General features: G+C 72.7%; 10 protein-coding genes. 4 read left to right on the top strand and 6 right to left on the bottom strand.

The window, feature by feature from the left end; genetic code table 11:
* Window positions 1-2 precede the first annotated feature (2 nt).
* Together metG and HT134_RS25460 are read right to left on the bottom strand one after the other, a co-directional pair.
* Window positions 3-1,784, bottom strand: coding sequence for a methionine--tRNA ligase (metG, locus tag HT134_RS25465; protein ID WP_175602964.1), 1,782 nt, complete (start codon window positions 1,782-1,784; stop codon window positions 3-5).
* Between the two features lie 57 nt (window positions 1,785-1,841).
* Window positions 1,842-3,113: a glycosyltransferase family 2 protein gene (locus HT134_RS25460; protein WP_175602963.1), complete on the bottom strand. Its 1,272-nt coding sequence runs from the start codon at window positions 3,111-3,113 to the stop codon at window positions 1,842-1,844.
* A gap of 98 nt (window positions 3,114-3,211) precedes the next feature.
* Here HT134_RS25460 and HT134_RS25455 point away from each other — a divergent pair, with 98 nt between their 5' ends.
* Window positions 3,212-4,753 (top strand): hypothetical protein, encoded by a 1,542-nt coding sequence (locus tag HT134_RS25455; RefSeq protein WP_217708321.1) that lies wholly within the window; start codon window positions 3,212-3,214, stop codon window positions 4,751-4,753.
* Here HT134_RS25455 and HT134_RS25450 read toward each other — a convergent pair.
* Together HT134_RS25450 and rsmI are read right to left on the bottom strand one after the other, a co-directional pair.
* Window positions 4,689-6,269, bottom strand: a complete 1,581-nt coding sequence (locus tag HT134_RS25450; RefSeq protein WP_312888412.1) for a dolichyl-phosphate-mannose--protein mannosyltransferase — start codon at window positions 6,267-6,269, stop codon at window positions 4,689-4,691. The genes HT134_RS25455 and HT134_RS25450 overlap by 65 nt on opposite strands.
* 25 nt (window positions 6,270-6,294) lie before the next feature.
* Window positions 6,295-7,128 carry a 16S rRNA (cytidine(1402)-2'-O)-methyltransferase gene (gene rsmI, locus HT134_RS25445; RefSeq protein WP_312888410.1) on the bottom strand — a complete coding sequence of 278 codons (834 nt, stop codon included), beginning with the start codon at window positions 7,126-7,128 and terminating at the stop codon, window positions 6,295-6,297.
* 77 nt (window positions 7,129-7,205) lie between these two features.
* On the opposite strand from rsmI, the gene HT134_RS25440 reads away from it, so the two are divergent.
* Window positions 7,206-8,837 (top strand): dolichyl-phosphate-mannose--protein mannosyltransferase, encoded by a 1,632-nt coding sequence (locus HT134_RS25440; protein WP_175602961.1) that lies wholly within the window; start codon window positions 7,206-7,208, stop codon window positions 8,835-8,837.
* A 110-nt stretch (window positions 8,838-8,947) separates the two neighbouring features.
* Entirely contained in the window at window positions 8,948-10,135 is a 1,188-nt protein-coding gene (locus HT134_RS25435; RefSeq protein ID WP_175602960.1) for a hypothetical protein, read from the top strand.
* A gap of 12 nt (window positions 10,136-10,147) precedes the next feature.
* On the opposite strand, the gene HT134_RS25430 is transcribed toward HT134_RS25435, so the two are convergent.
* Window positions 10,148-10,582, bottom strand: coding sequence for a MerR family transcriptional regulator (locus tag HT134_RS25430; protein ID WP_175602959.1), 435 nt, complete (start codon window positions 10,580-10,582; stop codon window positions 10,148-10,150).
* Window positions 10,583-10,671: 89 nt separating this feature from the next.
* On the opposite strand from HT134_RS25430, the gene HT134_RS25425 reads away from it, so the two are divergent.
* Entirely contained in the window at window positions 10,672-11,460 is a 789-nt protein-coding gene (locus HT134_RS25425) for an MBL fold metallo-hydrolase (protein ID WP_175602958.1), read from the top strand.
* Here HT134_RS25425 and HT134_RS25420 read toward each other — a convergent pair.
* A complete protein-coding gene (locus HT134_RS25420) occupies window positions 11,457-14,060 on the bottom strand; it encodes a DUF7824 domain-containing protein (protein WP_175602957.1) in 2,604 nt (867 codons plus the stop codon). The two genes, HT134_RS25425 and HT134_RS25420, sit on opposite strands and share 4 nt — an antisense overlap.
* Window positions 14,061-14,103 lie beyond the last annotated feature (43 nt).

The following is a 14,103-nucleotide window of genomic DNA, read 5'->3' as shown; positions in this document are numbered from 1 at the left end:
GGTCACTCGCCCAGCCGGGCCAGCTCCTCGTCGACCACCTTGGGGTCGAGCTTCTTGAACAGCGGCACCGGCGGCGCGAGCGGGGTGCCCGGCTGGATCGGCCGGTGCTCCCAGCGGGCCCCGTCGGCGTAGTCGCCGGTGATCACCGGGTAGGGGGAGCCGCCGTCCTCGTCGACCTCGCGGATCTCCGGCATGCCGGACCACACGCCCTCGCCGCCCAGCATGGCGTGGACCTTGTTGGACGAGCTCGGCAGGAACGGCGTGAGCATGGTCTTGGCGTCGTCGACGACCTGGAGGGCGACGTGCAGGATCGACTTCTGCCGCTCCGGGTCGTCCTTGAGCTTCCACGGCTCCTGCTCGGCGAGGTAGCGGTTGGCGTCGCGGACCACGTCGAGGGCCTCGGTGATGGCGTTCTTGAACCGCGAGCGGCCCAGCTCGGCGCCCACGGGGCCGAACGCCTCGCGCGAGCGCTGGAGCAGCGCCCGGTCGGCGTCGGTGAGGTCGCCGGGCTCGGGGATCTGGCCGAAGTTCTTGGCGGCCATCGAGATCGACCGGTTGACCAGGTTGCCCCAGGCGGCGACCAGCTCGCCGTTGTTGCGGTTGACGAACTCCTGCCAGGTGAAGTCGGTGTCCTGGGTCTCCGGGCCGGCCACGGCGATGTAGTAGCGCAGGGCGTCGGCGTCGTAGCGGGCGAGGAAGTCGCGCACGTAGATGACGACCTGGCGCGAGGAGGAGAACTTGCGGCCCTCCATGGTCAGGAACTCGCTGGAGACCACCTCGGACGGCACGTCGAGCTTGCCCAGCGACCCGGGCCGGCCGTCGCGCGCCCCCTGGCCGTTGTAGCCGAACAGCATCGCCGGCCAGATCTCGGCGTGGAAGACGATGTTGTCCTTGCCCATGAAGTAGTAGCCGCGGGCGTCGGGGTTCTGCCACCACTGGCGCCAGGCGTCGGGGTCGCCGGAGCGCCTGGCCCACTCGATCGAGGCCGACAGGTAGCCGACGACCGCGTCGAACCACACGTACAGCCGCTTGTTGGGCTGGTCGCGCCAGCCGTCGAGCGGGATGGGCACGCCCCAGTCGAGGTCGCGGCTGATGGCCCGCGGCTGGAGGTCGCCGAGCAGGTTGAGCGCGAACTTCAGCACGTTGGGCCGCCAGTCGCCCTGCTTGGACTGCAGGTAGGAGCCGAGCACCTCGGCGAAGGCGGGCAGGTCGAGCATGAAGTGCTCGGTCTCGGTGAAGACCGGGGTCTCGCCGTTGATCCGGCTCTTGGGGTTGATGAGCTGGATCGGGTCGAGCTGGTTGCCGCAGTTGTCGCACTGGTCGCCGCGCGCGCCGTCGTAGCCGCAGATGGGGCAGGTGCCCTCGATGTAGCGGTCGGGCAGGGTGCGCCCGGTGGACGGCGAGATCGCCCCCATCGTGGTCTTGGGGAAGATGTAGCCGTTGTCGTACAGGCCCTTGAAGATCTCCTGCGTGACCGCGTAGTGGTTGCGGGTCGAGGTGCGCGTGAACAGGTCGTAGGACAGCCCCAGGCCGGTCAGGTCCTCGGCGATGACCCGGTTGTAGCGGTCGGCGAGCTCCTTGGCGGTCACGCCCTCCTTGTCGGCCTGGACCTGGATGGGCGTGCCGTGCTCGTCGGTGCCGGAGACCATCAGCACCTTGTTGCCCGCCATCCGCTGGTAGCGGCTGAAGACGTCGGACGGCACGCCGAATCCGGAGACGTGCCCGATGTGGCGAGGGCCGTTGGCGTACGGCCACGCGACGGCGGTCAAGATGTGCTGGGACATGGTTCCAAGCCTACGGGGCGGGGGCGGGCACCTCGAACCGGTTTCCGCCCCGCCGGGTCAACGGGTGGTGGTGTCCTCGCGCGGCGTCTGCTCGGCCTGCTCGCCGGCCGTCTTCGCGGCCTGCTCGCGGGAGACGATCTCGGCGGCCTCCTCGGCGGCCTTGGCGGCCACGTCGGCGGGCGTCTCGCGGGTGCGGCGGATGCCGAGGATGCTGACGAACAGCGCGGCGAAGATGGTCTGGAAGCTCATGACGAGCGCCGTGGCGGAGGGCACGACGATGCGCAGCGACTCGCGCGGGTCGAGCTCGCCGAAGCTGCGGATCTGCCAGTGGACCAGCGACATCACCAGGCCGACGAGACCGGCGAGGGCCAGCAGGCCGCCGGCCACGAGCCCCTTCTCCAGGGTGACGATGTCGATGAGCTTGCGGATGCGCGGCGACTCCGGCAGGAAGCCCTCCTCGGCCGCGTAGACCTTGGTGAAGACCGCGAACAGCACCGCCTGGAAGCCGATCACCACCGCGGCCGACGCGCCGACCAGGGTGTCGACGTCGAAGGCCAGCTCGCCGATCTCGACCGGGCCGAAGGTCAGGGCGGTGCCGGCGACCAGGCCGATCGCCATCATGACCAGGCCGGGGTAGAAGAACAGCCACTTGGGGCTGTAGAGCAGCAGGAAGCGCAGGTGGCGCCAGCCGTCGCGCCAGGAGCGCAGGTGCGGCGGGCGGGAGCGGCCGTCGGGCGACAGCGTGGTGGGCACCTCGCGCACGTCCAGGCCGGACAGCGTGGAGCGGACCACCATCTCGGAGGCGAACTCCATGCCGCCGGTCTGCAGCTGCAGGCGCAGGATCGAGTCGCGCCGGAAGCCGCGCAGGCCGCAGTGGAAGTCGCCGATGGCCGAGGGGAAGAACAGCCGGCCGATGAACGACAGCACCGGGTTGCCGAGGTAGCGGTGGAGCGGGGGCATGGCGCCCGGCGCGATGCCGCCCCGGAACCGGTTGCCCATCACCAGGTCGGCGCCGTCGCGCAACTGCTCGACGAACGGCAGCAGGGCGGTGAAGTCGTAGGAGTCGTCGGCGTCACCCATGATGACGTACTTGCCGCGGGCGGCCCTGATGCCGCCCATGAGGGCGTTGCCGTAGCCCTTCTCGTCGACGTGGACCACACGGGCGCCGGCGTCGCGGGCGATCTGCTGAGAGCCGTCCGTGCTGCCGTTGTCGGCGATCAGCACCTCGCCCTCGATGCCGTGCTCCTCCATGCACGCCAATGCCTTGCGCACACAGACTTCCACGGTCTCGGCCTCGTTGAGGCAGGGCATGACCACCGTCAGTTCCACGTCTCAACCCTTCAGTTAGGACACTTCAGCACACCATCATGCCCTCTGCCCAGACTTGGTCGCGGCAAGTCCTAGAAACGGCTGGCATTCTTTACAGCATGGTGAGCGTCGCGGAGATTACCCCTGTGGACCACTCCGCCCCAGGCCGGACGGCGCGCGCGCTGGCCTTCCTGCGCCGTCATCAGGTGTTCGCCGTGGCCTTCGCCCTGGGCGGGGTGCTGCGGCTTGTCACCATGCTCGGATACGGGCCGGCGATGTGGTTCAACGACTCCTACGAGTACGTCTCGGTGGCGCTGCACCCCCGGCCGCACCCGATCAGGCCGAGCGGCTACGGGTTCTGGATGATGATCCTGAAGCCGTTCCACAGCTTCTCCCTGGTGGTGTTCACCCAGCACCTGATGGGGCTGGCCACGGCCGCGCTGATCTACGCGCTGCTGCGGCGCAGGTTCGCGCTGCCGAAGTGGGGGGCGACGCTCGCCGCGGCGCCGGTGCTGTTCGACGCCTACCAGATCCAGCTCGAACAGCTCATCATGTCCGACACGATGTTCATGCTGCTGGTCGTGGGCGTGGTCACCATGGTGCTGTGGCACCGGCGGATGTCGTGGAAGATCGGGGCGGTGGTGGGCCTGCTGCTCGCCCTGACCTGGCTGACCCGCTCGATCGGGCTGCCGATCCTCGCGCTCGTGGTGGCCTACCTGGTGATCAAGCGGACGAGCTGGAAGGCGGTCGTGGCGGTCGTCGTGGCCTGCGCGGTGCCGATCCTCAGCTACATGGGGTGGTTCGCCGCCAGCATGGGCAAGTTCGCCATGACCAACAGCGACGGGCTGATCCTCTACATGCGCACGGCCATCTTCGCCGACTGCTCGAAGATGCACATCGACAAGTACAAGGAGATCCAGCTCCTCCTGCTGTGCATCAACGACCCGGTCGACCAGCGCAAGGACTACGCCCAGTGGTACCTGTGGGGCCAGGGCGGCGGCGGCACGGGCACCGGCGAGGTGCTGCACCGGTGGGGCGCCGGGAAGAAGTTCACCGAGATCACCAACGAGGCGGCGAGCGCGTTCGCCACGCGGGCGATCCTGTCGCAGCCCGGCGACTACCTGAAGGTGGTGGGGCGTGACTTCTTCCGCGCCTTCAGCTGGGGCCGGCCGCAGTTCCCGGACGCGGCGACGTACAACATGTACGAGTTCCGCCCGTACTACGACCTCGACACCAACGGGCGCCCGAAGCGGCTGCCCAACTGGCCGGCCTACCAGGGGCGCACCGACACCGACGCGTTCTCCTACGAGCAGGGCCCGCCCGAGACGCGCATCGTCTCGCCCTTCGCGGAGATCATGAGCAGCTACCAGGACGTGTTCTACCTGCGCGGCATCATGCTGGGCGGCATCATGCTGGTCGGCCTGTACGGCGTGGCGGTGCGCTGGCGCAGCGTCGGCGGGCCGGTGGCGCTGCCGTGGCTGGGGGCGTTCGGGCTGCTGCTCGCGCCGGCGGCGACGGCGGAGTTCGACTACCGGTACGTGCTGCCCGCGGTGCCGCTGGCCTGCATCGCGGCGGGCATCACGCTGCGCCGCGGCATCATTTCGGGGCGGCCTCGACCCACGAGCGCATCAGCATCCGAGCCCACCACTGTGCCTGCGTGATGACCTCGCCAGTCAGCACGGGATACAGCCACCAGAAGTCGATCAGCACGACGAGGGCGAGCGCGCCGGCGACGGCGGCGCCGGCCGCGCGCCGCCCGGGCCGGGCGTCCTGCCGCCCGAGCGCCAGCCCGGCGACCAGGGTGAGCCCGAGCACCATGAACGGCACGACGGGGATCATGTAGAACAGGTACATCGTGCGGTCGTCGGCGACGGCGTAGTAGAACCACGGCAGCCAGCCCGCGGCCACGGCGAGCAGCACCGCGCCGGCCCGCCAGTCGCGGGCGGAGGAGTACCAGACGACGCACCCGAGCAGGGCCAGCCAGGCGGCGAACCATAGGGCGGGCGTGCCGGCGCCGATCACGGTCTCGGTGCACTCGCGGGCGCCGCAGCCGCTCTTCCCGGTCTCGTGGGCGAACAGGACCGGCCGGAACAGCACCGGCCACGTCCACGGCTCCGACATGTACGGGTGGTAGAGGTCGAGCCCGGTGTGGTAGCCGAGCACCTGCACCTGGTACTTCAGCCACGACCGCACCGAGTCGACGACGAAGAACAGCGGCCCGGACGAGGTGGCCTGCGCCCAGCCGCGCCCGTAGCCGCCGTCGTGGGCGAACCAGCTCGCCCACGACGCGACGAAGGTGATCGCGGGGGCGAGCCCCATCGCGGCGGCGGCCCGCGGCAGGTCCAGCGCGAAGGCCCCCTTGTACGGCTCGCGCAGCCCGACGGCGCGCCTGGCCCCCATGTCCCACGCGAAGGTGAGCACGGCGAACGCGACGAGGAAGAAGATCCCGGACCACTTGACCGCGCAGGCGGCGCCCAGGCAGACGCCCGCGGCGACGCGCCACGGCCGTAGGCCGAGCCGGGGGCCGTACGAGGTGAGCGGGTGGGTCTCGCACCAGGCGGCGAGCCGCTCCCGCGCCCGGTCGCGGTCGGCGACGAGGCAGGCGAAGGCGGCCAGCACCCAGAACATGAGGAAGATGTCGAGCAGCGCCGTGCGCGACAGCACCAGGTGCAGGCCGTCGAGCGCGAGCAGCAGGCCGGCGAAGCAGCCGAGCAGGGTCGAGCGGGTCATCCGCCGCGCCACCCGGGCGACGATCAGGATCGACAGGGTGCCGGCGACCGCGGCGGCGAAGCGCCAGCCGAACGGGTTCATGCCGAACATCCACTCGCCGGCGCCGATCATCCACTTGCCGAGCGGCGGGTGCGCGACGAACGCGGCGCAGTCGGAGGGCTCCGGGCAGTGCTTCCAGATGTCGAGGTTGCCGGCCAGGATGCGCCGGTCGGCGATCGGGTCCTTGACGTCGCCGAGGGTGTGGCGCTCGACCCCGAAGGTGAGCAGGGAGTAGGCGTCCTTGATGTAGAAGGTCTCGTCGAAGACGACGGCGCGGGGCTCGCCGAGACGGGCGAAGCGCAGGATCCCGCCGAAGACGGCGACCAGGACGGGGCCCAGCCACCCCCACAGGGGGGTGCCCTGCATCGGCGGCACGAGCCGGCGCGGCGAAACCCCCCAGTTCTTCACGAGCTGCACCCTAAAGGGTGCGAGATCACCTGTGCACGGCGTCGTAGAGCTCGCGCTTGGGCATGCCGGCGGCCTTGGCGACCTCGGCGACGGCGGCCTTGCGCTGCTCGCCGGCGGCCACCCGGCGCTCCACCTCGGCGACCAGCGCCTCCAGGTCGGGCGGCCCCTCGTCGGGCACGTGGCCGGCCACCACGACGGTGATCTCGCCCTTGACGCCGCCGGCCGCCCACGCGGCCAGCTCGGCCAGGCCGCCGCGGCGCACCTCCTCGTAGGTCTTGGTCAGCTCGCGGCAGACGGCCGCGGGCCGCTCGGCGCCGAACGCCTCGGCCATCGCCTCCAGCGACTCGGCCAGCCGGTGCGGCGCCTCGAAGAACACCATCGTGCGCTCCTCGCCGGACAGCGCCGACAGGCGGCGGGCGCGCTCGCCCGTCTTGCGCGGCGGGAACCCCTCGAAGCAGAAGCGGTCGCTGGGCAGCCCGGACACGGCCAGGGCGGTGGTGACGGCGCTGGGGCCGGGCAGCGCGGTGACCGTGACGCCCTCCTCGACCGCGAGGCGGGTCAGCCGGTAACCGGGGTCCGACACGCCCGGCATCCCGGCGTCCGTGATGACGACGACCGTGCGGCCCTCCTTGAGGGTCTCGATGAGCTCCTGGGCGCGGCCGGCCTCGTTGGCGTCGTAGTACGAGACGACCCGGCCGCCGATCTCGACGCCGAGGTCGGCGGCCAGCCTGCGCAGCCGCCGCGTGTCCTCGGCGGCGACCACGTCGGCGCTGCGCAGCGCCTCGCGAAGCCGTGGCGAGACGTCTCCCGCCTGGCCTATCGGGGCCCCCGCCAGCACCAGCCTGCCGTCTTCTCTCACCCGGCCATTGTGGCAGGACGTCCCGATCGGACGGTGTTCACGGGTGAACATCGCCTTCAGGCCCGTACGATGTCCGAATGGCGGTGACCGATTTCGCGTACCACGCCTTTGGTGAGCCGAAGGCCGACGAGAGCAGTCCCCGGGCACGTTCCGTGCGCGAGCGGATGGTCCCGCCCATGCCCTCCAACCCGCTGTGGGGGTGGCTCGGGCCGCTGCTCGTCGCCGCCTTCGGCGGGATCCTGCGCTTCATCGACCTGGCGCATCCGCGGGCCGTGGTCTTCGACGAGACCTACTACGCCAAGGACGCCTACTCGCTGATCACCTGGATGGTGGAGCGGGTCACGATCAAGGACGCCGACAAGGCGATCCTGGCCGGCAACCTCGACATCTGGCAGAAGTGCGCGCCCGACCAGCTCGACAAGTGCGCCTCCTACGTCGTCCACCCGCCGCTCGGCAAGTGGATGATCGGCGTCGGCGAGTGGATGTTCGGCATGAACCCGTTCGGCTGGCGCTTCGCCGCCGCGGTCGTCGGCACCCTGTCGATCCTGATCGTCGCCCGGGTGGCGCGGCGGATGACCCGCTCGACCGTGCTGGGCTGCTTCGCGGGTCTGCTGCTGGCGCTCGACGGCCTGCACTTCGTCCTGTCGCGCACGGCGCTGCTGGACATCTTCCTCATGTTCTGGGTGCTGGCCGGGTTCGCCTGCCTCGTCGCCGACCGCGACTGGGCGCGGCGGCGGCTGGTGGAGTGGTACGAGACCGGTCCGCTGTCGCCCGAGGGCCCGTCGCTGGGCCTGCGGCCCTGGCGGATCGGCGCGGCGCTGTGCCTGGCCGCGGCCTGTTCGGTGAAGTGGTCGGGGATCTTCTTCCTGGCCGCGTTCGCCGTCATGTCGGTGATGTGGGACTTCGGGGCGCGACGGGCGGTCGGGCTGCGCCGGCCGTACGCGGGGGCTCTGGCCAAGGACGTGCCGCCCGCGGTGGCGGCCTACGGCGTGGTGTGGTTCGTCGCGTACATGGCGACCTGGACCGGCTGGTTCGCCACGGCGACGGGCTACGGCCGCAACTGGGCGCAGGCCACGTCGTCGGGGCCGTTCTACTTCGTCTTCGACTCGATGCGGTCGTGGGTGAAGTACCAGTGGCAGGTCTTCACCTTCCACAGCGGGCTGGAGACCTCCCACCCGTACATGTCGGAGCCGTGGCAGTGGCCGCTGCTGCTGCGCCCGGTCGCGTTCTTCTACGAGGGCAAGCAGAACGCCTGCGGCGCGCGCGACTGCTCGGAGGCGGTGCTCGGCGTGGGCACGCCGGTGATCTGGTTCGGGTCGCTGCTCGCGCTGGTGGCGCTCATCGCCTGGTACGTCGCCTCGCGCGACTGGCGGGCCGGGGCGGTGCTGCTGTCGTACGCGGTGGGCTGGCTGCCCTGGTTCTACTTCGCCATCACCGACAACCGGACGATGTTCCTGTTCTACGCGATCCCCATGGTGCCGTTCATGGTGCTGGCGATCACGCTGTGCGCGGGCTGGCTGATCGGGCCGGCGAGACGCACCGAGGGCGGCGCGCTGCCGATGCGGCGCACGATCGGCGCGGCGGTGGTCGGGGCGTTCGCGCTGCTGGCGTTGATCAATTTCTGGTGGTTGTACCCGATCCTCACGGCTGAGCTCATCCCCTACACCGAATGGAAGGCCCGCATGCTCTTCGACAAACGGTGGATCTGACAGTGCCGGTCCACTTATCAGTTGTTTCGTAGGGTAGATCCGTGCAAGACCCAATACGCACCGGTTTCGGGCATCGTCAGGCCCGGGGTCGATACGGCAAACTTCGAGGCATGAGTGCACCAGACGTCACCGCGCTCCTCGCCGAGCTGGAGCGCTCCGAACCGGACCTGGCCGAGGAGGCCAGGACGGCCGTCGAGTGGCTGACCGGCGGCGACCCGCTGGAGACGGTGACGCAGCTCGACGTCTGCGAGTTCCTCTGGTACACGCTCCCGATGAAGGTCGGCGGCGACCACGAGCGGCTGGCCCGCTCGCTCGGCCGCCTGCTCCACCTCGGCGGCCTGCGCCGGTACGCCGCGCTGTGCGTCTCCCCCACCACCCTGCAGATCCTGCGCACGTACGCCCGCGAGGGCGAGGACGCGGGCACCGCCGCCTACCAGGAGGCCCTGGAGGCCACGGGGGTGCTGCCGCCCGACGTGCCGGAGCTCCAGTGGAGCACCATCATGGGGCCGGAGGAGCTCGGCGCGCACGTGGCCTGCTCCGCGGCCCTGGAGCTGGCCATCCTCGCCGGTGACGACGAGCTCGACCGGGTCGCCCTGACCCGGCGCTGGCTCACCGAGCCCCGCACCGACCTGGGCGGCGACAGCTGGCTCAACCGCGTCCACGGCGAGCGGCTCAACCGCTGGGTGCTGGGCCGCGGCCCCGCCCGCAGGGAGCTGGCCCAGCCGTTCGAGGTCCGGCTGCACGCGCCGGTGCCCGCCCAGCCGGTCCCCCCGCTGCACGGGCTGCTGTCGCTGGCGGCCTCGGAGGAGAGCCTGCCCCTGCGCCTCGCGCCCTCTCCGGAGGCGCTGCGGCTGCGCGACCTGGCCGAACGGGAGCTCAACGCGCTGCGCCGCGACGGCGCCCGGCTGACCATCACCGCCGTGGGCAGGCGGCTGCTGCTGTCGCCCGAGGCGATGTGGGAGGCGGTGACCCGGCTGCTGCTGCCCAAGGGTGAGCAGGAGTTCGAGCTGGCGGCCCGCGAGGCGGCGCTCATGCTGCTGGCCGACGGGTCGCTCATCTCGCCGGGCGAGCTGCGGCGCCGCGTCGCCGAGGTGGTCGGCGACGAGGGCTGGCATCCCGCCACGGAGCCGGGCGACGTCGCCAAGCCGGTGGACGACCTGGTGGGGCGGCTGACGGCGCTCGGGCTCGCGTTCGGCGACGAGCTGGCGGTGCGCATGTCGCGGGTGGGCCACTTCGCGGCCCTGGCCGCGTTGCGCGCCCACGCGCTGCGGCCCCGGCAGTACGTCAGCGCCGGCTGAGGCCGGCGCGCTTCACGACGTGGCCATGGGCGCGTCGTCCGGGACGCTGACGTTCCGGATGGCGCGCTTGAAGTCGGGGCACTCCACGAGCGGGTCGTGGTCGCAGACGGCGGCGTGACGCAGGCTGTCGCGCAGCCGGGTGAGCTGCCGCACCCGCGCGTCCACCTCGCGCTCCTTGGCCGCCATGCGCTCGCGCACCGTCGTGTCGGACGGCCGGGCCCCCAGGAACGCGCCGATCTCCGCCAGCGTGAAGCCCGCGTCGCGGGCGCAGCCGATCATCGCGAGCCGGTCGAGCGTCTCCGGCCGGTACGCGCGGCGCAGGCCGTTGCGCGCGGCCGGCTCGATGAGGCCCTTGCGCTCGTAGAAGCGCAGCGCCGAGGGGGCCAGGCCGGATCGCCGGGCCACCTCCCCGATGTCCAGCAGCGCCTCGTCCGCTTCCCCGGTCATGACGCCTCTCCTCCCGCTCGACGTGAACCGCTCGCTTGACATGGACCGCGCTTGACTTGAACCGCGGTTCAAGTCGCATTGTAGGCCGCATGAAGATTCACCACCTCAACCTCGGCTCGATGCGTGAGATCGAGTCCACCACCGGCCTGTCCACCGCCCCGGCGGTCTGCCACGCCCTGCTCCTGGAGACGCCGTCCTCGGGCCTCGTGCTCGTCGAGGCGGGTCTCGGCCTCGACGACGTCGCGCGTCCCGGCGAACTGCTCGACACCGAGTGGGTGGAGCAGGTGATGCCCGCGCTCGCCCCCGCCGAGACCGCGGCCCGCCGGCTTCCCGCGCTCGGGTTCGACCCCGCCGACGTGCGGCACGTCGTGCTGACCCACCTGGACGTGGACCACACCGGCGGGCTGCCCGACTTCCCCGGCGCCGCCGTCCACGTCATGGCGGCCGAGCTGGAGGCCGCCGCGGCCGAGGCGCCGAGCCGGCGTTACCGGCCCGGCCACTGGGCGCACGGCCCGCGCTGGGTCACCTACGGCCAGGGCGGCGAGACCTGGTTCGGCATGGAGGGCGCGCGGCCCCTGGAGGGGCTGGACGACGTGCTGCTCGTGCCGCTCGGCGGGCACTCGCGGGGACACGCGGGCGTGGCCGTCAGGGACGGCGACCGCTGGCTGCTGCACGCGGGCGACGCCTACTTCTACCACCGCGAGCTCGAACCGGAGCCCGTCGCGCACCCGCTGATGGACGTCGTCCAGCAACTGGCGCAGGTGGACGCCGAGCTCCGGATCGCCAACCAGGCCCGGCTGCGGACGCTGGCCCACGAGCACGGGGTGGACGTGTTCTCCGCCCACGACCCGTGGGAGTTCGCCCGGCGGGCGGGCTAGGCGGTGAGGACGGCGTGCAGGCGGCGGGCCTCGCGGACCAGACCGGTCACCCGGCCGCGGCCGGCCAGCTCGGCGACCGGCTCCAGCGCCCCCCGCGCGCCCGCCCAGCCGGCCACGTCGGCGGCCAGCCTCATCATCCGGGTGTGCGTGCTCGTGGCCCGCCCGCCGGGGCCCGGCAGGTACACGGTCAGCAGCCCCGCCATCACCTCCCACACCTCCCGGTGCGCGCCGCGCCGGGCGAGCTCCTCCAGCGCCCGCAGCACCCCGGCCGGGCTGTAGGAGCGGTACTCCCACCGGGTCTCGTCGTCACGGAGCAGCGCGGCGAGCTGCCGGCCCGTCTCCTCGCCGAGCCCGCCGGAGGCGGCCAACTCCAGCAGGCGCGGCACCGCCTCCTCCCGGCCGAGGCACAGGGTTTCGGCCGCGAGAAGCCCCATGCCCGGCCCGGCGGGCCCCTGGGCGGTCACGAGCGCGGTCAGGGCGTCGGCTTCGGGCGTGCTGTACGGGGCGCACGACCGCAAGGTGTCGACGGTGAGCGAGGCGGCCACGTCCCGATGGGCGGCCAGGACCGGTAGGAGCGGGCCGAGCGTCTCCCTGGGCCTGGTGGGCGGCATCTCCCCTTCGAGCACGGTGATGCCCGTGCCGTCCCAGGACACGACGGGCCTGACGCGCGGGCCGTTGGGACCCTCCTCCCACCGCAGCTCCACGCGCGGCTCGGCGCGCTCGCCGGACAGCAGGCGGGCGACCGCGCGGCCCGCCTCACTGGTCAGCCGGGCGGCGCGCGCGGCCACCTCGGCGGGCGCGGTCCGGGACAGCCGCAGCAGCGCCTGCTCCAGGTCCACGGGCAACGGCTCGCCGCCGTCGCGCTCGTAGCCCTCCAGGCGCTCCACCAGCTCGCCCGCGTCGAGCCGGCCGCTCAGGTGGGTGGGCGTGGCCAGCAGGTACGGCGGGAGCGCGCCGTCGATCAGCGCCTGGTAGACCTCCGCGTAGCGGCGCAGCGGCATGCGCAGGCTCAGCTTCGTGTGCCCGGCCTCGGGGATCCGTTCCTCGACGGTGGCGGGCCGGTCACCGTCGAGGACGGACTCCGCGGTCCTGCGCTCGATGCCGGGATCTCCGAGCTCCTTGGCCATGGCCGTCGCCCAGAGCTCGGGATGCCACCAGGGGCGCCGCCAGTAATCCCGGACGCGGAGGAGGCCGGCGGCGGTGACGAGGGCCTCGGTCAGGGCCTGCCGGACGCCGGCGGCCAGCCGGACGAACCCGTCCAGCCAGCGCTCCGTGGAGAGCCAGTCGGCGTCGGACGGGCGCAGGCGGAGCAGCTCGGCGGGCGTGGCGACCGGTGCGGGCATCGGGGCGGGCTCGGGGACCGGCGGCAGCGGGTCCGAGGCGAAGCGGCTCTCCGGCGCGGCGGGGACCGGGTCGCCGCCGAACGCCTCCGCGAGCGCGACGCCCTCGCCCGGCGGCAGCAGCGCGACGGCGTCGCGGATCGCCGCCGCCCCGTCCGGGGTGAAGCGGGCCGCGTGCTTGAGCGCCAGCCGCGCGGCCCGGTCACGCGCCTCACCCGTCTCGCACATCAGCGCCGTGGCCAGCGCCGGGGCGTAGCCGTCGAGGTCGCCCGGATGGTCGCGGACGAGCCGCTCCAGCCAGATCAGCCCGGCGCGCACCAGCTTCCCCTCGGCGCGGAACAGCAGCCCCTCCACCGCCTCGCGGGCCTCCTCGGGCTCCGGCCCGCCGAGCGCGCGCAGCCGCTTGAGCGCGAGCTCGGCGACGTTGGCGGGGGCGGCGGGCAGCAGCGCCGCGTAGTCGCGCCGCCGTTCGGCCACCTCGCCGGCCGACGGTGCGAGGGCCTCGTGGAGGCGGACGAAGAAGCGCAGGTCGGCGGCCGTGCCGCCGCGCAGGAACCGGCTGACGCAGCCGTCGAGGAGGAGCGCGCGGGAGATCCGGCCGCTCGCCGCCAGGGCGGCCAGCCGGGCCGGGCGCTCCTCGTCGCCGCGCAGCAGCCGGCCCACGCCCTCGGCCGAGAACACGCGCGGCAGCATGGTGTCCAGCAGCGGCGCGTCGCCCGGGTCGGCCGGCCAGGCGGCGATCCAGGCCAGGGTGAGCGGGTCGTGCGCGGGCGGCTCGGTCCCGGTGCGGCGCAGCAGCTCCACCGCCAGCCGTACGGACCGGGACGAGTCGTCGTCGGTGCCGCGCAGCCGCAGAGCGAGGCGGACGGCGAGGTCGGCCTGCCACTCCGCGGGACGTCCGGCGACCACCTGGAGGATGTACGGGACGTCGTCGGGCTCCTGCCAGAAGCGCCGGAAGTCGCGGCGGCACAGCCACGCGGCCACCGCGGCGGCCCCGGCGATCGTGCCCGCGCCGGCGATCCGCATCGCCTCGGTCCAGCCCAGGTTCGCGTCGGCCGACCAGATCGACCGGCCGCGGCCGGGGTCCCTGAGCCGGGCCAGGTGTCCGGGCAGTTCGCGGGCCACCTCGCGGCGTTCCTCGTCGGTGAGCCGCGCCACCAGGGCCGCCGTGGCGGCGGCGTCCTCCTGCTGGACGGCGGCGCGCACCGCGTCCCAGGCCCCGCTCGGCGCGGCGGGGCGTCCTGACACCGGGATCTTCATGATCGGGGACCATAGCGGCGGCCACCGACAAGGACCGGGGAAG

Source organism: Nonomuraea rhodomycinica (genome assembly GCF_013363995.1).
Taxonomy (GTDB): domain Bacteria; phylum Actinomycetota; class Actinomycetes; order Streptosporangiales; family Streptosporangiaceae; genus Nonomuraea; species Nonomuraea rhodomycinica.
The sequence above is the reverse complement of the archived record's forward strand: the minus strand, read 5'-3'. Positions and strand labels throughout refer to the sequence as shown.

What these genes read in the sequence shown, in the direction of transcription:
- metG (WP_175602964.1), bottom strand. Translation starts at nt 1,784, where the DNA reads ATGTCCCAGCACATCTTGACCGCCGTCGCGTGGCCGTACGCCAACGGC.
- HT134_RS25455 (WP_217708321.1), top strand. Translation starts at nt 3,212, where the DNA reads ATGGTGAGCGTCGCGGAGATTACCCCTGTGGACCACTCCGCCCCAGGC.
- HT134_RS25440 (WP_175602961.1), top strand. Translation starts at nt 7,206, where the DNA reads ATGGCGGTGACCGATTTCGCGTACCACGCCTTTGGTGAGCCGAAGGCC.
- HT134_RS25435 (WP_175602960.1), top strand. Translation starts at nt 8,948, where the DNA reads ATGAGTGCACCAGACGTCACCGCGCTCCTCGCCGAGCTGGAGCGCTCC.
- HT134_RS25430 (WP_175602959.1), bottom strand. Translation starts at nt 10,582, where the DNA reads ATGACCGGGGAAGCGGACGAGGCGCTGCTGGACATCGGGGAGGTGGCC.
- HT134_RS25425 (WP_175602958.1), top strand. Translation starts at nt 10,672, where the DNA reads ATGAAGATTCACCACCTCAACCTCGGCTCGATGCGTGAGATCGAGTCC.
- HT134_RS25420 (WP_175602957.1), bottom strand. Translation starts at nt 14,060, where the DNA reads ATGAAGATCCCGGTGTCAGGACGCCCCGCCGCGCCGAGCGGGGCCTGG.